This window comes from Phytobacter massiliensis JC163, from assembly GCF_000321045.1.
GTDB classification, from domain to species: Bacteria; Pseudomonadota; Gammaproteobacteria; order Enterobacterales; family Enterobacteriaceae; genus Phytobacter_A; species Phytobacter_A massiliensis.
In genome coordinates, this window is the sequence record NZ_HE578945.1 from 1679232 (window position 1) to 1698176 (window position 18945).

Genomic DNA, 18945 nt, shown 5'->3' on the forward strand with positions numbered 1-18945 from the left:
CCGGTTCAAGAGGGAGATGGTGTGGCCCCGCCGCCGCTTCCGCCTTATCAGGGACTCGATCATTTTGGCCTGACGGTCGAAAACCTGGACGAGACCGTCGCCGACTTAAAAAGCAAGGGGGTGTTATTTACTCAAGCGCCCCACACGCTGCGCCCAGGCGTTCGCGGCTGTTTTATTCGCGGGCCGCAAAATATCGCTATCGAGATACTGGAACGTCGCGCCGTTTAACGCTTCACCCGCATTGATAAAAATGAAAATGAGCCAGCGATGTGCTGGCCACAACTATGGACTAACGCTATGAAACCCAGCATTTTGCAGTTAAATCCCATTCTTATTCCGGCAATTAGCGAGAAATTAAACGCGCTTTATACCGTGCATCGCTATTTTGAACTGGAAGATAAAGAGGCATTTATTAAAGAGTTTGGTAATAGTATCCGCGGCGTTGTTTCAGGCGGCCATACCGGGATCAGTAATGCTCTGATGGAGCAACTGCCCGCGTTGGAGGTTGTCGCCATTAATGGTGTTGGCGTCGATGCAGTCGACCTCAACTATGCACGAAAACGTAATATTCACGTCACGGCGACGCTGGGCGCGCTTACGGAGGATGTCGCCGACTTGGCCATTGGCCTGCTTATTGCTACCTGCCGCGGCATCTGTTCAGGCGATCGGGTGGTGCGCGCTGGTGAATGGGCGAAAAATCCTCACCCTGGCGCGATTCCCCTCTCCCGCCGTTTCAGCGGTATGCGCGTAGGAATTGTCGGTATGGGGCGCGTCGGGCGCGCCATTGCGACGCGTGCGGCGGCCTTTGGTTGCCCGATTGCCTACACCGATCTGCACGCGATGCCAGACCTGGATTATCCTTTTATTGCCGACCTGCAGGCGCTGGCGCGACAGAGCGACGCGCTTATTCTTTCCGCCTCTGCGGATAAGGCGGAAGGTATTGTGAATGCCCCGGTGCTGGAAGCGCTCGGTGAAAACGGTTTTTTAATCAATATCGCCCGTGGAAAGCTGGTGAATGAACCCGACCTGGTGCAGGCGCTGACGGTCGGAAAAATTCAGGGCGCCGGGCTGGATGTTTTTGTCGATGAGCCGAATGTCCCTGCTCCGCTCTTAAGTATGGATAACGTTGTACTGCAGGCGCACCGCGCCAGCGCCACGGTGGAAACCCGCACTGCCATGGGAGAGATGGTGCTGGAAAGTCTGGCACAGGCGCTTAGCGGGCACCGCCCTGATTGCAGCCTGACCAGCTAAGCGCGGTATGTCATGTTCCCCCTAACAAAGCAGAAGGATGTAGCCATGTTTACGTCAACTAAAATCGCGCTGATAACCGGCGCTGGCAGCGGGATTGGCAGAGCGACAGCTATCGCCATGTCGCAGGCGGGTTATTTTGTGGTTCTCGCCGGTCGTCGGCTGGAACCGTTACTGGAAACGGTCGCGTCGCTGGGCGGCAGCGAACAGTCGATGGTGGTGCCAACGGATGTGACCAACCCCCAGTCAGTAACGGCGCTGTTTACGCGTATCAAAGAAAAGTGCGGTCATCTGGACGTACTTTTTAATAATGCGGGCACCAATGTGCCGGGTGTCCCCTTTGAAGATCTGAGCTATGAGCAGTGGGCATCGGTAGTCAATGTCAATCTGACGGGGATGTTCCTGTGCGCACAGGGCGCCTTCCGCCTGATGAAAGCGCAAACCCCGCAGGGCGGACGTATTATTAATAACGGCTCCATTTCGGCACATGCCCCCCGCCCTGATTCCGCCCCCTATACGGCGACAAAGCACGGCGTTACCGGCCTGACTAAAAGTCTCTCTCTTGACGGGCGCAAATACGGTATTGCCTGCGGACAGATTGATATCGGCAATGCGCATACTGAGCTGTCCCAGCGGATGGCAAAAGGGGTGAAACAGGCTAACGGCGAGGTCGCGGTTGAAGCGATGATGGATGTTTCGCAGGTGGCTAACAGCGTTGTCTATATGGCGGGCGTTCCGCTCGATACCAACGTGCAGTTCATCACCGTTATGGCGACAACCATGCCGTTTGTCGGGCGCGGATAAGAAAAGAGCCGGGAGGGCTGCGCCGTCGTGCGCGGCCCATGGGATGGGCAATGCTAAATTGCCTGAAAAACAAAGGGGTTACCTTTCGGTAACCCCTTGTTTAATCTGGCGGAAGCGCAGAGATTCGAACTCTGGAACCCTTTCGGGTCGCCGGTTTTCAAGACCGGTGCCTTCAACCGCTCGGCCACACTTCCGGAATGAGGCGCACTATAAACATCCCGACGGCGCATGTAAAGAGCTGAAATGCTCAGATGCCTGAAAAACAATCAAATAGTGGTTATTTGATTGAATTAACGCCAGATTGTTCGTTAAACATTCGCCTGACCGCAGGATATCAGTGCTGTTTGATATACAGGTCCTTCGTTAAAAAATACCCCAGCCGATCGGGGGCGAAGCCGCCAACCCAGGGTTTGACCAGATGCGTGCGTACATAGTAATAGACGGGAATCGCTGGCACATCCTCGCCCAGTAACGTTTCGGCCTGCTGATAATAACGGCCTCGCTCGCTAAGATCGCCTGCCGCGGCTGCCCTCCTTAGCGCCTCATCATAAACAGGGTTACTGTATTGGGTGGTGTTCTCGCTGTCGCCGGTACGGAACGGGTTCAGAAACGTAGAGGCATCGTCGTAGTCGGCAATCCAGGCGTAGCGCACCGCATCAAAATTCCCGGTGTGCATCGTATCGAGCATGGTTTTCCACTCCTGATTCTGCAGCTTCGCTTCCACGCCGAGATTTTTCTTCCACATTGAGCTAACGGCAATAGCAATGCGCTGATGGGTCTCCATGGTGTTATAAAGCAGATTGAAGGAGAGCGGGTGCGCATCATCAAATCCGGCCTCTTTAAGTAACTTCTTCGCTTCGTTAATGCGCTTTTCATGAGGCCAGGCGGCATAATCCGGCGCGCTGAGGGTTACGCCGCCGATTTCCGGCTGGCTGGCTAACCACGCGGGCCGCTGTCCCTGCCCCATCACTTTGCTGGCGATAATCTCTTTATCCAGCGCCATGTTCAGGGCTCGCCGTACCCTGGGGTCGTTAAATGGCGGTTTCGTGGTATTGAACTGGTAGTAATAAGTGGACAGCAGCGGCGTCACGCTAACCTGATCGCCAAGGGTCTTTTTTAACTGGGCAAACTGATTAACCGGGATGGTATTGGTGATGTCTATCTCTCCCGCCCGATAACGATTTACGTCCGCCGTTTCGGAGCTAATGGGGAGATAAGTGACTTTATTGATCACAGTCGCGCCGTTATCCCAGAATCGCGCGTTGCGAACGGCGACTATTTTTTCGTTTACTATCCATTCGCTAATTTTATAGGCGCCGCTAGTGACGATATGTTCAGGCTTCGTCCATTTGTCGCCAAACCGGTTGATAAGAATCGGGTCCAGGGGCACCAGCGAGGGGTGCGCCAGCATCGGAAGGAACGCGGCATTGGGCTGGGTTAGCCGCACCTCAAGGGTGTTATCATCCAGCGCCCTGACGCCAAGCGACTGAGGGTCGGCTTTGCCCTGCGCGATTTGCGCCGCATTTTCTATATGCATATTTCCCGGATAGCTGGCGTAGGGAGACGCGGTTTTAGGGTTCACCAGCCGCTGCCAGCTCCAGACAAAGTCTTTCGCGGTGATAGCCGTGCCATCTGACCAGGTAATGCCGGGACGTAAATGAAAGATCCAGACCGTATTGTCTTTATTTTCCCATGTTTGCGCCAGCCTGGGCTCGACGGAGCCATCCTGCCTGATGGCAATCAGCCCATCGAATAAATCCCTGATAATTGAGAATTCAACATTGCTTTCTACTTTATGGGGATCCAGCGAAGCCGGTTCACTACCGTTATTGCGCACCAGCTCCTGAGTGGCCGAAAGAACGGTGCCTTCCGGCACGTTTGCCGCATACAGCGCACCAGGAGCGCTAAGCATCGCCAGCGTTAACGCATGAAAGCTAATACGGGTAAAACGTTGTGATATCATCCTTTTTGCCCTTGTTATGTTGTTTATCACCGCCCGCTTACACTCTTAGCGTGCAAAGCAGTGCTGAGCAATATTTTTCACTGACATATAAGAGGTCGGTATGATTAACCATGACAAACAGCGGTTTATTCTGCCAACGCAGGCAGATGCGGCATGATTAGCCGGTAGCCTGGGCGCGTTTTTTGAGTAAAGATGGGTAAAACAACTTTGTAAGGAAACGGGGATTTTTTATCCTCCCTGATTAATGACATCCGTTTAAAGAGAGTGCTTCATGGATCGTATTATTACCTCTTCCCGCGACTCGCTGCTCAGCACCCATAAAGTACTGCGCAATACCTATTTCCTGCTTAGCCTGACGCTGGCTTTCTCCGCGATCACGGCAACGGCCAGCACCGTTCTCGCGCTGCCCTCTCCGGGGCTGATTTTAACGCTGGTGGGTATGTACGGGTTGATGTTCCTCACCTATAAGCTGGCGAACAAACCGTCCGGCATCATCGCCGCTTTCGCTTTTACCGGCTTCCTCGGATATATCCTCGGCCCCATCCTTAATGCTTTCCTGTCGGCAGGGATGGGCGATATCATCGGCCTGGCGCTGGGTGGTACGGCGCTGGTGTTCTTCTGCTGCTCGGCCTACGTACTGACCACCCGTAAAGATATGTCTTTCCTGGGCGGTATGCTGATGGCAGGTATCGTTATCGTGCTGGTAGGGATGGTGGCGAATATCTTCCTGCAGCTGCCTGCGCTGCATCTGGCTATCAGCGCGGTGTTTATCCTGATCTCCTCTGGCGCTATCCTGTTTGAAACCAGCAACATCATTCATGGCGGTGAAACCAACTATATTCGTGCTACCGTCAGCCTGTATGTTTCGCTCTACAATATCTTCGTTAGCCTGTTGAGCATTCTGGGCTTCGCCAGCCGCGATTAACCTCCGCTGCTGTTAATCTAAGCCCCGCTTATGCGGGGCTTTGTTTTTTGGTACACTCCCGGCGTTATTGACTGACTTGCGACCGATCATGATTTTTGAAGGCAAAGAGATAGAAACCGATAGCGAAGGCTATCTGAAAGAGCCCCACCTGTGGAGCGAGGCGCTGGCATCCGCCATTGCCGAAAACGAAGGCATCACCCTTGAGGCCGAGCACTGGGAAGTGGTTCGCTTCGTGCGCGAATTTTATCTGGAATTCAATACGTCGCCCGCCATCCGCATGCTGGTGAAAGCAATGGCCAACAAATTCGGCGAGGAAAAAGGCAACAGCCGCTATCTGTATCGCCTGTTCCCGAAAGGACCGGCTAAGCAGGCGACCAAAATCGCCGGCCTGCCTAAACCGGTAAAGTGCATTTAGTAGCGGATACCAAAGTTGGTCCATTCCCGGTCGGGTTGATGAGGCTCGGTTAAGACTTTGTCAACCCGGGCGCTCCGCGGCCCACCCGCCTTTAACCATGACACCAGCTGCTCAACCTGGTCTTTTTCGCCGCAGGCCAGCACCTCTACGCTTCCATCATCCATGTTGCGCGCGTAGCCCGTCAGCCCCAGGCGCTGCGCCTCATGTTGGGTACTGTAGCGGAAACCAACGCCCTGGACGCTACCGTGAACCCAGCAGATGACGCAGCAAGATCTGTCTTCGTCTGTCATTATTTCCTCCTCACCCGCCCTATCTGTTTTTATTTTAGCCTGATGAAACAACAAGTACGGCTAAGATTAAGCAATTCTAAAAAAGAGAAGCTAAACTTCCACTAAGTGTAGGGGTTTCCTGTTTCAAAAGCAGACAGTTTTAGCAATACCATTTCCTCACTCTAAATGTAGCAGTTATGTAAACATCAGCATGTTTTTAACATATTCAGAATGGGAAGAAAGATGGCTCAGGTCCGAATCATTGTCGATAATATCGCACAATGGCAACACATCGACGCCGATACCTTACAAATCCTGCTTACAGGGGCCTATAATTCATTTGCCCGCATGACAGGCTTTGAGCTAAATAAAAATATTATCGTTACTAATGAATTAGCAATGCATGCGCCGATGATATTTTATCCTACCGGCGAACTGCAGGAGGATAATCTTTACCGCATCGCACTAAATATCCCCGATGGCGATAACTGGGGCAAAATTATCCATCAGTTTAGCCACGAACTTTGCCACGCCTACTGCCATTACGAGCGGGTACAGGCGTATAAGCATAAATGGTTTGAAGAGGCGCTGGGTGAAGCGGCAGCGATGAGTAACCTGCTCTATATTCACCAACACTGGGAGGCGCTGCCCTTTGTTCACCATCCACAAATAAATGCCCGCCGATCGTGTTTTAATCACTATCTTGACGAACTGCTTTGCAATATTCCGAAAAACATTCCTGTAGCCTCTATTTTACAATATATCGACGACCATCTGACGGTATTAGAGGTGAAAAGCATTACCCAGATACGGGATGATGAGAGCGCGATCAGAATAAGAGCCGTAGCCTATTATTTGTGCGAGCGAGTTTTTTTCCATGATATTTCCCGCTGGAAAGCGATTAATTATTTTAATGAATGGGACGTCACGGCAGATAAGAACTTTATCGATTTTATCCGCAACTGGGTCAGGCACGGCGATGAAAACGTTCGGGCGATCGCTACGACGTTTGGCATCTTTGTCTGACCGGCACCGGCAGGATAGCGCGTCTCTTTCAGTAAGGGTGCGTTGCAATTGCGCGGTGAACCCCCGACAATAGCGCCCATTTTCTACCGTAACTGAATAATCAACTATGACTGTACGTTTAGTGTTAGCAAAAGGGCGCGAAAAATCACTCCTGCGCTGTCATCCCTGGGTCTTCTCCGGCGCGGTTAGCCGTATGGAAGGCAAAGCCAGCACGGGTGAAACCATTGATATCGTTGATGCGCAGGGTAAATGGCTGGCGCGGGGCGCATTCTCCCCGGCGTCGCAAATCCGCGCACGGGTGTGGACGTTTGATAAAGACGAAACCATTGATATCGACTTTTTTATCCGGCGTCTTAAGCAGGCGCAGCAGTGGCGCGACTGGCTCGCGCAGCGCGACGGGCTGGATAGCTATCGTCTGATCGCGGGCGAATCCGACGGCTTACCGGGCGTGACCATCGATCGCTTCGGCCATTTTCTGGTGCTGCAACTGCTAAGCGCGGGCGCAGAATATCAGCGCCCGGCGATTGTGTCGGCGCTGCAGTCGCTCTATCCGGACTGCGCTATCTACGATCGCAGCGATGTGGCCGTGCGTAAAAAAGAGGGGCTGGAACTTGCCCAGGGCCCGGTTGCCGGTGAACTGCCTCCGGATCTGCTGCCCGTCACTGAAAACGGCATGAAACTGTATGTCGATATCAAAGCGGGGCATAAAACGGGTTACTACCTCGATCAGCGGGACAGCCGTCTGGCGACTCGCCGCTATGTTGACGATAAACGCGTTCTGAACTGCTTCTCCTACACTGGCGGGTTCGCCGTCTCCGCGCTGATGGGCAACTGCCGCCAGGTCGTGAGCGTCGATACCTCTCAGGAAGCGCTGGATGTCGCTAAAAAGAACGTCGAACTCAACAAGCTCGATCTCAGCAAAGCAGAGTTTGTGCGCGACGACGTCTTTAAGCTGCTGCGCAAATACCGCGACCAGGGCGAGAAATTTGACGTCATCGTGATGGACCCACCCAAGTTCGTTGAGAACAAAAGCCAGCTTCAGGGCGCCTGTCGCGGCTATAAAGATATCAACATGCTGGCGATCCAACTTCTCAACCCCGGCGGCGTGCTGCTGACCTTCTCCTGTTCAGGGCTGATGACAACCGATCTCTTTCAGAAAATTATCGCCGACGCGGCATTAGATGCCGGGCGTGATGTACAATTTATAGAGCAGTTCCGTCAGGCCGCCGATCACCCGGTGATCGCCACCTACCCGGAAGGGCTGTATCTGAAAGGGTTTGCCTGTCGCGTCATGTAACTTGATTTTGGGAACTTTGTCCGCATATTTGTGTTAAGCGCAACGCGCAATGTGCAGGTTCCCGGGAGGTGAGAATGATAGCCAGCAAATACGGTATTGGTCAGCAGGTTCGCCACACGCTTTTAGGCTACTTAGGCGTCGTGGTGGACATCGACCCTGAATATTCACTTGATGAACCGTCAGAAGATGAACTGGCGGTTAACGACGAACTTCGGGCCGCGCCCTGGTATCACGTGGTAATGGAAGATGACGATGGTCAGCCGGTTCATACCTATCTGGCAGAAGTCCAGTTGACCAGCGAAGTGCGGGATGAGCATCCCGAGCAGCCTTCTATGGATGAGCTTGCGCGCTCAATTCGCCAGCAGCTTCAGGCGCCACGCCTCAATAACTAGCAGCGCCCCGCATCGCGGGGGCTGTTTACTTCGAAAGCCCCAGCCGGGGGATCTCAATCGCCGGGCAGCGGTCCATCACCACATTCATCCCTGCTTCCTGCGCCAGCACCGCCGCCTGTTCGTTTATGACGCCCAGCTGTAGCCAGAGGGTTTTCGCGCCAATGGCAATGGCTTCCTGAGCCACGCCCCATGCCGCTTCGGAGTTACGAAAAACGTCCACCATATCCACTTTTTCCGGCACGTCTGACAGCGTCGCGTAGCCTTTCTGCCCCAGCAGGGTCCCCCCTGAGACTTTAGGTGAAACGGGGATCACGTGATACCCCTGATCCAGCAGGTACTTCATAACCCGGTAGCTCGGGCGGTCCGGTTTGTCGCTCGCGCCCACCAGCGCAATGGTGCGGGTTGTGGTTAAAATATCGGCGATATCAGTCTCTTTCATGATTTCCTCCCGTGGTTTACTCAAGTGTATGTCAAACAATGGGATGCCACCATCCATCCCATACAGAAGCATGAGTGCAAAAAAGGGGTCTGTCTCCTTATAGTAAAAGAAGAGATTGGGGTACGGCGAAAAAGTAAGGGGAACGGGCTATGGCGTCCGGCTGGCGGGTAATAATCATGGCGTGTTTAATACCGGCCAATGTACTGGCGACGTCGCTTCGCCTTTCATCCGACATTGACCTGCTCGTGCTTGACGGCAAAAAAGTCTCCAGTTCGCTGTTACGCGGCGCGGAGAGTATAGAGCTGGAAAACGGCGTACATCAGTTGGTATTCCGGGTGGAAAAAACGCTGCCCGCCGCAGGCCAGGAGGCCGCACTGTTTATCTCCGTACCGCTTATCGCCACCTTTGATACCCGGCAGATAAGCCAGGTGAATTTCAGACTGCCGTTACTGAACAGTCAAAAAGCGGCGGAGCAGTTTAACGCCACGCCACACCTGGCGCTGCTTGATGGCAATGCCACCCCTATTCCGGTCAAGCTGGATATTCTGGAAATCAGCGAATCCCCGGGAGGGGCGGATTACGAACAGGCCGCCGGGCGCTATAACAAAGCGGGGAAATATGCGTCGCTTCCACAGTTCGCCACCCCGGTTGCCGATGACAGCACCCTGCTGTCCGGCGTCTCGGAGTTGGATCTTCCCCCTGCCCATTCGCAAACCCTCACCGAACAACGGCTCAAGTTCTGGTATCAGCAGGCCGATCCGCAAACCCGCGACCGCTTTATGCGCTGGCTTAAACAGCAGCCGCCTTCGTGATTGTCGTCCGGGTTAACATTTCAGCTATCGCATCGCACTTTTTTACACCCTGCTCTTGCAGCGCCACTCCCTTGCAGTAATCTGTAGCGAAGTTAATTAACGGAAAGGGATTATGGAACTGACAACTCGCGCTTTACCGGCACGTAAACATATCGCTCTGGTTGCGCATGACCACTGTAAAAAGATGCTGATGAACTGGGTTGAGCGTCATCAGCCGAAGCTGGCGGAGCACGTTCTGTACGCCACAGGCACCACCGGCAATTTAATTCAGCGCGCCACAGGCCTTGAGGTGAACGCCATGCTGAGCGGTCCGATGGGCGGCGACCAGCAGGTCGGAGCGCTGATTTCCGAGGGGAAAATTGACGTCCTGATCTTTTTCTGGGACCCGCTGAACGCCGTTCCGCACGATCCTGACGTCAAAGCCCTGTTACGCCTTGCTACCGTCTGGAATATTCCGGTAGCCACAAACTCCTCCACGGCGGATTTTATCATTCAGTCGCCGGGCTTTTCAGACAGCGTCGATATTCTGATCCCTGATTATCAGCGCTACCTGGCAGAGCGCCTCAAATAAGGCCGCAGGCGGCATGCGCCGCCTGTTATCAGGGCTTACGCGCCACCGATACCCCAAGCTGGCGCAGCGCATCGACAAAGCGTGACGGATTCTCTTTATCGAACAGCAGCCAGACGCGCTTACGGGCGCGGGTCATGGCGACATACAGTAAGCGGCGCTCTTCGGCATCCGGGAAGGCTTCCTCAGCGGGCAACAGCGCCTGCTCAATGACCGACTCCCGCGCAGGTGCCGGGAACCCCTCGCCGCCTTCCTGTAACCCCAGCACAATCACATACTCTGCCTGCTGCCCCTTGCTGGCGTGAATGGTCATGAAATCAAGTTGCAGTTTCGGCCAGCGCGTCGCCGCCTTTTCAAGGCTGGCGGGCTTGCCGTGGTGATAGCGCGAGAGCAGCAAAATACGATCCTCAGGGGTGGCATAACCGCTCAGCTTATCAAGCAGCGCATCGAGGTGCTCCTGCGCCAGCAGCGTCACTGCATTCTTATCGCCGCTGCTCAAACTATTCAGCGGCTTAGCCAACTGATGCGGGTTTTGTTGAATAAAGCCGTTCGCCACCTCGCCAATCCGCGAGTTAAAGCGGTAGGTGGTATCCAGGGCGCAGAGCTCGCCTTCGCCAAAATAGTCATGAAACGCGGTGGTAAGGGAGAGCTGCGCGCCGCTAAAGCGGTAAATGGCCTGCCAGTCATCGCCTACGGCGAAGAGCGTGGTATGGGGGGTTTGCCGCCGTAGCGCCGCCAGAAGCGCAGCGCGCTGCGGAGAGATATCCTGAAACTCATCCACGAGGATATGTTTCCACGGACTGATAAAACGCCCTTTATCGAGCAAGTTAATCGCCTGATGGATTAGCCCGGAAAAATCGACGGCGTTCTCGGCTTTCAGCGCGGCCTTCCACGCCTTGAGCAACGGCGCCAGCAGCTTAACGCGTTTACTGAATACGGGGCGAATTTCCTCGGGCGCGGCTTCAATCATCTCTGTCTGGCTACCGCCGTGCATACGCATCAGGCTTACCCAGCGATCCAGCCGTCCGGCAACGCGGCGGACCATTTTTTCGTCCTGCCAGAAATTACCTTCCGGCACCGTCCACTGGAGCTCTTCTTCCAGCCACTGCCGCCAGCCTTTCGCCTGCGCTTTTTTCTCGGCGCACTGGGTCTGCCAGGCGTCAATAAACAGTTTTTGACGCGCCACGGCGTCATTTTCCAGCATGCTAATGGCCGGCGCTTTTTTGCCCCCTTGCTGAATAATATGCAGCGCCAGCGCGTGGAAAGTACGGGCCGTAATCTCGTCGCTTTTTAGCCGTTCGCGGATGCGTTCATCCATCTCCTCGGCGGCCTTGCGGCCAAACGCCAGCAGTAAAATCTGTTCCGGGGAAGCCTGACCGCGCAGCAGCAGCCACCCTGCCCTCGCCACCAGCACGGAGGTTTTGCCGCTGCCCGCGCCTGCCAGCACCAGTAAGGATTTCTCACCGTTCACTACCGCCCGGGCCTGCGCCGGATTAAGGGGGGACGACTCAATGTGGGCAAAGAAATCGGCGTACTGTCGCAGCATGTCATCAGTCCATGCCTGATTATGCTGCGCGCGCCGCGCCTCGATATCCTTAAGCCAGGCCTGACACTGCCGCCAGAGTTCACGGCAGTTATCAAAACCGTCCAGGCGAGCCGTTGGCAGCGGGAGCGCATCAAAAGCCTGCCGCAGCTGCGCCTGTACCCCGTTAAGCTGGCTGCGGGTGAGCCAGTGGCCTGACGCCACCCGCCCGCCGATAGCCTCAAGCTGCTCTGACAGCACCTGCGCCGCCACCTCGCTCATCTCTGCGCTCCAGCTGCGCCAGCGTTCATTTAAGTGCTGCCAGAAGCGCTGGGTTTCGCCCCACTCGGTGCCATGCAGGCGGACGACTTTATTATCCACCAGCACGAATTCAAGTTCGCCCCATACCAGGCCGCGTTTGCATTCGATGTTCAATAACTGGTTGAAAGGTATGAGATATTCATGCTTGTCGCCGGACACTTTAACGCCCGCGTTGAGAATGACAATACGATCATAAGGGTGCTGCGCCAGGCGCTTTCCCAACGACGTTGCTTTAAGTTCCATTCTTTACCCTTTTGTCAGCGTATGATCGTGCGCATTAGTTTACCCGCCAGAGAAAACGTGCTCCAGTCCAAAAAAACGTTACAATTGCCGTGTAAAGTTACTGACAGGCTGGCATCGAGGAAATATGCGTACTGTTCTGAATATCATCAATTTTGTGCTGGGCGGCTTTGCCATTACCTTAGGCTGGCTGCTGGCTACCCTGGCAAGCATAGTACTGGTTATCACCCTGCCATTGACGCGCTCCTGCTGGGAAATCACCAAGCTGTCGCTGGTGCCCTGGGGAAATGAAGTTTTGCACGTCGATGAGATTAACCCCGAAGGCAAGAGCAGCATGATGAACGCGGGCGGTACGCTGCTGAATATTGTCTGGCTGGTTCTCTTCGGCTGGTGGCTATGCGCGATGCATATAATTGCGGGGATCGCCCAGTGCCTCACTATTATTGGTATTCCTACCGGCGTCGCCAATTTGAAAATCGCCGCCATTGCCGTCTGGCCAGTAGGCAGACGCGTTGTGCCGGTTGAAACGGCCCGCGCCATCCGCGAAGCCAATGCCCGCCGCCGTTACCCGTAAGCGAGATACCGCTATTATGCTTAGCCCCCTGCTACGCCGTTACACCTGGAACAGCGCCTGGCTTTATAACGTTCGTATTTTCATCGCCCTCTGCGGCACGGCGGCGCTACCGTGGCTGTTGGGCGAAGTAAAGTTGACCATCCCCTTAACCCTGGGCGTGGTCGCTGCCGCGCTGGCGGACCTGGATGACCGTTTGACCGGCCGGTTGCGCAACCTGATCATTACCCTGGTTTCATTTTTTATCGCCTCGGCTTCCGTCGAGCTGCTTTTCCCCTGGCCGTGGTTGTTTGCCGGCGGGCTGGTGCTGTCAACCATCGGGTTTATTCTTCTGGGCGGGCTTGGACAGCGCTATGCGACCATTGCGTTCGGCGCCCTGCTTATCGCCATTTACACCATGCTGGGGGTATCACTGTATTCCACCTGGTATCAGCAGCCTTTACTGCTGCTGGCAGGCGCCGTCTGGTTCAACCTTCTTACTCTGGTCGGGCACCTGGTCTTTCCGATTCGCCCGTTGCAGGACAACCTTGCGCGCTGCTTTGAACAACTCTCCCACTATCTGGAGCTAAAAGCGCGCCTGTTCGACCCGGATCTTGAAGAGGAAAGCCAGGCGCCGCTGTATGAACTGGCGCTGGCTAACGGGCAGCTGGTGACTACCCTGAATCAGACCAAGGCCTCCCTGCTTACCCGCCTGCGCGGCGATCGGGGCCAGCGCGGCACGCGCCGTACCCTGCACTACTATTTTGCCGCTCAGGATATTCATGAGCGGGCCAGTTCGTCACATATTCAGTATCAGGCGCTGCGTGAACATTTCCGCTACAGCGACGTGATGTTTCGCTTTCAACGGCTGATAACGATGCAGTCACAGGCCTGTGCGAAACTCGCCCGGGCGATCCTGCTTCGCACGCCCTATCAGCACGATAACCGCTTTGAACGCGTTTTTATCCATCTGGATGCGGCACTGGACAGGATACGCGCTGGCGGCACGACCTCGCCGGAACAGATGAAAGCGCTGGGATTTTTGCTTTGATAATCTCCGTGCCATCGATGCGCAGCTGGCCTCTATTGAGTCGGGGCAGCCTGCGACCCTGCAGCAAAAAGAGTCGGAAAATATCCTTGCCGATGACAGCCTGCACGGCTTGAGCGATATCTGGCTGCGCCTGCGCAATAATTTGACGCCGGAATCGGCCCTGTTTCGTCATGCGGTGCGTATGTCCCTCGTGCTCTGCGCCGGTTACGCCATTATTCAGATAACGGGCATGAATCACGGCTACTGGATTTTGTTAACCAGCCTCTTCGTCTGCCAGCCAAACTACAACGCGACTCGCCATCGCCTTACGCTGCGTATTATCGGTACGCTGGCCGGCGTCGCGCTGGGGCTGCCGGTGCTCTATTTTGTTCCCTCGTTGGAAGGGCAGCTGATTCTGATTGTGGTAACCGGGGTACTCTTCTTCGCCTTTCGGCTTGTTCAGTATGCCCAGGCCACTATGTTCATCACGCTGCTGGTGCTGCTCTGCTTCAATTTATTAGGCGAAGGGTTCGAGGTGGCGATTCCCCGTGTGATCGACACGCTGGTGGGTTGCGCTATCGCCTGGGCGGCCGTGAGTTTTATCTGGCCGGACTGGCGTTTTCGCAATCTCTCCCGCGTCACCGGGCAGGCTTTCGACGCCAACTGCCGTTACCTGGATGCCATTCTTGAGCAGTACCATCAGGGGCGGGATAACCGTCTGGCCTACCGCGTTGCGCGCAGGAATGCTTATAACCGCGACGCGGAGCTGGCCTCGGTGGTATCGAATATGGCCTCTGAGCCGGGCGCGACGCCTGAAATACGTGAAGCGGCATTTCGCCTGCTCTGCCTTAACCATACTTTTACCAGCTATATCGCGGCGCTCGGCGCCCATCGTGAACAGTTAACCCATCCGGCTATACTGCGGCTGCTGGATGACGCCGTCTGCTATGTTGATGACGCGCTTCATCACCAGCCAGCTGATGAAGAGCGCGTGCAAAGCACCCTTGCTGACCTGTCGCGCCGTATTAAGCATCTTGAGCCGCGACCTGACAGTAAAGAGCCGCTTGTGCTGCAGCAAATTGGTTTACTGATCGCGTTGCTGCCGGAGATGTGTCGTCTGCAGCGTCAGGTGGTTTAACGCTCGCGGCTTTTTTTATCGCTCAGTTCATTGTACCAGTCGATCAGCTCCTGGCGTTTTAACGCCGGGAGCGCGGCTTCATGCAGGCCGATAATCGCCCCTTCAAGGGCAAATAACACTTTAATACCCAGCTGTTTATTCATCTGCCTTAACCGCAGCCAGCACACTTTGGCGCCCAGAATGCGCAGGGTCTTTTCATCTTTAACGCCCGCTTCGCAAAGTAGCAGTTCCAGTTGAAATGAGAGGTTGGGGAGGTCTTTGAGGCGATGCTGGTTATCACGCTGCAATTTTTGATCCCTGGCGGCGGCCAGCGACTGCGAGGAGAGTTGTAATAATAGAGGGCGATCCCGCCAGAGAGACTCGTCGACAAAATAGTAGTTCAGCGAAACAGAGCGGCCACGCTTTTGAAAAGACAAAAGCGGCGCTTGCCTGGCGGCATGATACGGGGCGCTCTCTTCACACGCTCGCAGATAGAGCTCCCCATCCGCCACCATGGCAAACACGGTGTCGTCGATGGACAAGCTATAGCCACCAAAGTGCGCGCGATAGCGAATATGCCCCAGCGGGGCCAGATATTCCAGCGACTGATGAATCCTGTTGAATGATACGCTTTTCATGATAATTCCCTTTGAAATCATGGACTAAAACCATCAGTGTTTTAGCGGATCCGCTATGGAGGAAAATAGGCAACTGTGCGCCGTGCAGCAAGTGAATTTTCTTAGAAAGTGTTTTTCTCGCATAATTTTGCGACGCACTTTCAGAAAATGAGGTTGATCTTTGAACGTTCAAACGGTACTGTATGTTTATACAGTAACTAACAGGGCTGGGTTGATCATGTACCACTCTTTAAGCCGTGCAGACCGTTCATCGCAATTTGTCTCCGCTCACAGTGCGGGAACCACCGGAGCGTCAACAGGATTGATTAGTGAAGTCGTTTATCGCGAAGACCAACCCGGCATGACGCAGTTACTCCTTTTACCGCTGCTCCAGCAGCTGGGGCAACAGTCTCGCTGGCAATTGTGGCTCACGCCGCAGCAGAAACTCAGCCGCGCCTGGGTCGAATCTGCCGGTCTGCCGCTGACCAAAGTGATGCAAATCAGCCAGCTCTCCCCCGGTCTGACCCTGGAATCGATGATTCGGGCGCTCAAGACGGGTAATTACAGTGTGGTTATCGGCTGGCACGCTGATGAGCTTACGGAAGAGGAATATCATCGCCTGGCGATGGCGGCAGAAGAAGGAAACGCCATTGGCTTCGTCATGCGACCTGTGCAGTACGATCCTCAAGCAGCCAGACAGCATGCAGGCATAAAAATTCACTCTAGTTTGTATCATTGAGTAAAAATAAGATAATTCCTGGGATACTTTTTCATGCGGGCTACGATTGCAGCATTTTCAGCCTGATACCGCGCCACAGGCTGATTCCGAAGTCTTTTTCTTAAACAAGAATGGCTAAGAGTTCCTCAAAATTGTTAAATATTGTGTATACAAAGTCTTTTTTTCATACGCCTGACAGAGTTCACACTTGTAAGTTTCCAACTACGTTGTAGACTTTACATCGCCAGGGGTGCTCGGCATAAGCCAAAGATATCGTGAAGATATCTCCAGAGTTACAAATGAGCAATTCCCCCGGTGAAGGATTTAACCGTGACTTCTCACCGAGATTTTCATGGCGATTTTTGGATGATAACGAGGCGCAAAAAATGAAAAAGACAGCTATCGCGATTGCAGTGGCACTGGCTGGTTTCGCTACCGTAGCGCAGGCCGCACCGAAAGATAATACCTGGTACGCAGGTGGCAAACTGGGCTGGTCTCAGTTCCACGACACCGGCTTCATTCCGAATGACGGCCCGACCCATGAAAACCAACTGGGTGCTGGCGCGTTCGGTGGTTATCAGGTTAACCCGTATGTTGGTTTCGAAATGGGTTACGACTGGCTGGGCCGCGAAGAGTATAAAGGCGACACCGTTAACGGCGCTTTTAAAGCTCAGGGCGTACAGCTGACCGCTAAGCTGAGCTACCCGGTAGCAGACGATCTGGACATTTATACCCGTCTGGGTGGTATGGTATGGCGTGCTGACTCTAAAGCAAACGTACCTGCTGCAGGCGCACACTTCAAAGATCACGACACCGGTGTTTCCCCGGTATTCGCTGGTGGTCTTGAGTGGGCGATCACCCGTGACGTTGCTACTCGTCTGGAATACCAGTGGGTTAACAACATCGGTGATGCTAACACCATCGGTACCCGTCAGGACAACGGTCTGCTGAGCGTAGGTGTTTCCTACCGTTTCGGCCAGCAGGAAGACGTTGCACCGGTAGTTGCACCGGCACCGGCTCCGGCTCCGGAAGTACAGACCAAGCACTTCACTCTGAAGTCTGACGTACTGTTCAACTTCAACAAAGCGACCCTGAAACCGGAAGGTCAGCAGGCGCTGGATCAGCTGTACAGCCAGCTGAGCAACCTGGATCCGAAAGACGGTTCCGTCGTGGTTCTGGGCTTCACCGACCGTATCGGTTCTGACGCTTACAACCAGGGTCTGTCTGAGAAACGTGCTCAGTCCGTTGTTGACTACCTGATCTCTAAAGGCATCCCATCTAACAAAATCTCCGCACGTGGCATGGGTGAATCCAACCCGGTTACTGGCAACACCTGTGACAACGTGAAAGCGCGTGCTGCGCTGATCGATTGCCTGGCGCCGGACCGTCGCGTAGAGATCGAAGTTAAAGGCATCAAAGACGTTGTAACTCAGCCGCAGGCTTAAGTTCTCGTCATCATAAAAAACCCCGCCTGGCGGGGTTTTTTATTGCCTTCAAAAAGTCAAAAAGGCTGAAAAGTTTATTCCTTGCCTAACAGCGCCTGCAGATCCTGCTTAAGCGAAGAGATCCGCGTGGCGTATTTTTCTTTGTGCTCGGCATCCTCGATAAGCTGCACGATAGTCTCAGAGAGGGTTTTTCCTCTTCTCTGGGCCAGCCCGGCAAGACGCTGCCAGACGGCAAATTCCAGGTCGATCGACTTCTTGCGGGTATGCTGGTGTTCAGCATTGAAATGACGTTTACGCCGCGCACGAATAGTTTGCTTCATGCGGTTGATAAGCGATGGGTTAATATGCTGCTCGATCCATTCATTTACCAGCACAGGTTTGTTTTCGAGGGTCAGCAATAAATCGACAGCGTCTTTTGCCGCGCTGGCTTCAACGTAGCGGGTGATAAGCTCACCTTCACGGTGCTTTTTCACCAGGTACTTCCATTTCCAGCCGCTTTCAAGGTTTTCCAGTTGTTGATATTTCATTGCGATCTCAACGTTACCGTGTAACTCTGTTCAGAATATCAGTTTTTTTCCTCTCTGCTGAAAAGAAATCACATTCTGCTAAGCCAGACGGCAATTCGCGCCGGGTAAAATCGCTATTAGCGGTGTGCGGCAAAGTCGTTTACGGTATAATCGCGCTTTTTACAGCAGACTAAAATAACGACTTTGACCATTACAAAACTTGAATGGAATGAACTCATTCCTGATGCCGAAAGTTATCAGGAAGCCTTTGAGCCATCTGTATCTAATGATGAGACGGCATTTCTGGCTGATACCCAACCCCGATTATTCTATGCGCTGGAGCAGCTGCTTCACCCTCAGGCGACATCTCCTTTTATGCTGGCCAAAGCGCCGGAGGAGCGTCTCTATCTGGATCTTATCGCCGGCGCGCTAAACCCTTTGCAGCCGCAAAGCGAAGCGCTGGCGGGTGGCGACTACCTCATCAATGGCGATACGGTCACCCTTCTTGCGGCAAGCGACCCGAACGCCGCCTTTGTCGGGAAAGAGTTGGTCGTTACCGCGGACTGGGTGGAGGCGGAACAGCTATTTGGCTGCCTGCGCCAGTTCAATAACACGCTGTCGCTACAGCCCGGTCTGGTTCATCAGGCTAACGGCGGCACGCTGGTCATCTCCCTGCGCACGCTGCTGGCTCAGCCGTTACTGTGGCTACGCCTGAAAAGCA

General features: G+C 54.2%; 20 protein-coding genes, 1 tRNA gene and 1 pseudogene. 15 read left to right on the forward strand and 7 right to left on the reverse strand.

Annotation, left to right across the window (positions count from 1 at the left end):
- The 3 genes from ENTHG_RS08295 to ENTHG_RS08305 form a co-directional block, all read left to right on the forward strand.
- Positions 1-228, forward strand: a 228-nt coding sequence (locus ENTHG_RS08295) for a VOC family protein (protein WP_044177786.1), incomplete at its 5' end; no start/stop codon positions are given.
- Positions 229-297: 69 nt separating this feature from the next.
- Positions 298-1251, forward strand: coding sequence for a 2-hydroxyacid dehydrogenase (locus tag ENTHG_RS08300; RefSeq protein WP_044177789.1), 954 nt, complete (start codon positions 298-300; stop codon positions 1249-1251).
- Positions 1252-1296: 45 nt separating this feature from the next.
- On the forward strand, positions 1297-2052 hold the full coding sequence (locus ENTHG_RS08305; protein WP_044177792.1) for an SDR family oxidoreductase: 756 nt from the start codon (positions 1297-1299) through the stop codon (positions 2050-2052).
- 106 nt (positions 2053-2158) lie between these two features.
- Here the strand turns inward: ENTHG_RS08305 and ENTHG_RS08310 are convergent.
- Together ENTHG_RS08310 and ENTHG_RS08315 are read right to left on the reverse strand one after the other, a co-directional pair.
- A tRNA-Ser gene (locus ENTHG_RS08310) sits at positions 2159-2246 on the reverse strand.
- A gap of 140 nt (positions 2247-2386) precedes the next feature.
- Positions 2387-3964 carry an ABC transporter substrate-binding protein gene (locus tag ENTHG_RS08315; RefSeq protein ID WP_425325299.1) on the reverse strand — a complete coding sequence of 526 codons (1578 nt, stop codon included), beginning with the start codon at positions 3962-3964 and terminating at the stop codon, positions 2387-2389.
- Positions 3965-4286: 322 nt separating this feature from the next.
- Here ENTHG_RS08315 and yccA point away from each other — a divergent pair, with 322 nt between their 5' ends.
- The gene (gene yccA / locus ENTHG_RS08320; protein ID WP_044177798.1) at positions 4287-4940 is read left to right on the forward strand and encodes an FtsH protease modulator YccA; all 654 of its coding nucleotides are present in this window, start codon (positions 4287-4289) and stop codon (positions 4938-4940) included.
- 85 nt (positions 4941-5025) lie between these two features.
- The gene (tusE, locus tag ENTHG_RS08325; RefSeq protein ID WP_044179172.1) at positions 5026-5355 is read left to right on the forward strand and encodes a sulfurtransferase TusE; all 330 of its coding nucleotides are present in this window, start codon (positions 5026-5028) and stop codon (positions 5353-5355) included.
- Here tusE and yccX read toward each other — a convergent pair.
- Complete coding sequence (gene yccX, locus ENTHG_RS08330) at positions 5352-5645, reverse strand: acylphosphatase (protein ID WP_044177801.1); 294 nt, start codon at positions 5643-5645, stop codon at positions 5352-5354. The two genes, tusE and yccX, sit on opposite strands and share 4 nt — an antisense overlap.
- Positions 5646-5867: 222 nt before the next feature.
- On the opposite strand from yccX, the gene ENTHG_RS08335 reads away from it, so the two are divergent.
- From ENTHG_RS08335 to hspQ, 3 genes are all read left to right on the forward strand, one after another.
- A complete protein-coding gene (locus ENTHG_RS08335; RefSeq protein ID WP_044177804.1) occupies positions 5868-6650 on the forward strand; it encodes a hypothetical protein in 783 nt (260 codons plus the stop codon).
- 106 nt (positions 6651-6756) lie between these two features.
- The gene (rlmI, locus tag ENTHG_RS08340) at positions 6757-7947 is read left to right on the forward strand and encodes a 23S rRNA (cytosine(1962)-C(5))-methyltransferase RlmI (RefSeq protein WP_044177807.1); all 1191 of its coding nucleotides are present in this window, start codon (positions 6757-6759) and stop codon (positions 7945-7947) included.
- Positions 7948-8021: 74 nt separating this feature from the next.
- Positions 8022-8339: a heat shock protein HspQ gene (gene hspQ, locus ENTHG_RS08345; protein ID WP_044177808.1), complete on the forward strand. Its 318-nt coding sequence runs from the start codon at positions 8022-8024 to the stop codon at positions 8337-8339.
- A gap of 25 nt (positions 8340-8364) precedes the next feature.
- Here the strand turns inward: hspQ and ENTHG_RS08350 are convergent, their stop codons facing one another.
- Positions 8365-8778, reverse strand: coding sequence for a CoA-binding protein (locus ENTHG_RS08350; protein ID WP_044177809.1), 414 nt, complete (start codon positions 8776-8778; stop codon positions 8365-8367).
- A 149-nt stretch (positions 8779-8927) separates the two neighbouring features.
- On the opposite strand from ENTHG_RS08350, the gene csgI reads away from it, so the two are divergent.
- Positions 8928-9590 (forward strand): curli synthesis inhibitor, encoded by a 663-nt coding sequence (gene csgI, locus ENTHG_RS08355; protein WP_044177811.1) that lies wholly within the window; start codon positions 8928-8930, stop codon positions 9588-9590.
- 112 nt (positions 9591-9702) lie between these two features.
- Positions 9703-10161 carry a methylglyoxal synthase gene (gene mgsA, locus ENTHG_RS08360; protein WP_044177814.1) on the forward strand — a complete coding sequence of 153 codons (459 nt, stop codon included), beginning with the start codon at positions 9703-9705 and terminating at the stop codon, positions 10159-10161.
- Between the two features lie 28 nt (positions 10162-10189).
- Here the strand turns inward: mgsA and helD are convergent, their stop codons facing one another.
- The gene (gene helD, locus ENTHG_RS08365) at positions 10190-12244 is read right to left on the reverse strand and encodes a DNA helicase IV (RefSeq protein WP_044177819.1); all 2055 of its coding nucleotides are present in this window, start codon (positions 12242-12244) and stop codon (positions 10190-10192) included.
- Between the two features lie 124 nt (positions 12245-12368).
- Here helD and ENTHG_RS08370 point away from each other — a divergent pair, with 124 nt between their 5' ends.
- Both ENTHG_RS08370 and yccS read left to right on the forward strand, forming a co-directional pair.
- Positions 12369-12815, forward strand: a complete 447-nt coding sequence (locus ENTHG_RS08370; protein ID WP_044177821.1) for a YccF domain-containing protein — start codon at positions 12369-12371, stop codon at positions 12813-12815.
- Positions 12816-12831: 16 nt separating this feature from the next.
- A pseudogene (gene yccS, locus ENTHG_RS08375) lies at positions 12832-14959 on the forward strand (YccS family putative transporter).
- Here the strand turns inward: yccS and ENTHG_RS08380 are convergent.
- Positions 14956-15576: a TfoX/Sxy family DNA transformation protein gene (locus ENTHG_RS08380; RefSeq protein ID WP_044177822.1), complete on the reverse strand. Its 621-nt coding sequence runs from the start codon at positions 15574-15576 to the stop codon at positions 14956-14958. The pseudogene yccS and the gene ENTHG_RS08380 sit on opposite strands and share 4 nt — an antisense overlap.
- 217 nt (positions 15577-15793) lie before the next feature.
- Here ENTHG_RS08380 and sulA point away from each other — a divergent pair, with 217 nt between their 5' ends.
- A complete protein-coding gene (sulA, locus tag ENTHG_RS08385; protein WP_044177823.1) occupies positions 15794-16294 on the forward strand; it encodes an SOS-induced cell division inhibitor SulA in 501 nt (166 codons plus the stop codon).
- 365 nt (positions 16295-16659) lie between these two features.
- Entirely contained in the window at positions 16660-17718 is a 1059-nt protein-coding gene (gene ompA, locus ENTHG_RS08390) for a porin OmpA (protein ID WP_044179175.1), read from the forward strand.
- Between the two features lie 74 nt (positions 17719-17792).
- Here the strand turns inward: ompA and matP are convergent, their stop codons facing one another.
- A complete protein-coding gene (matP, locus tag ENTHG_RS08395; RefSeq protein ID WP_044177824.1) occupies positions 17793-18245 on the reverse strand; it encodes a macrodomain Ter protein MatP in 453 nt (150 codons plus the stop codon).
- A gap of 183 nt (positions 18246-18428) precedes the next feature.
- On the opposite strand from matP, the gene ENTHG_RS26005 reads away from it, so the two are divergent.
- Positions 18429-18945: AAA family ATPase (locus ENTHG_RS26005; RefSeq protein WP_044177825.1), on the forward strand; the 517-nt coding region annotated here is incomplete at its 3' end.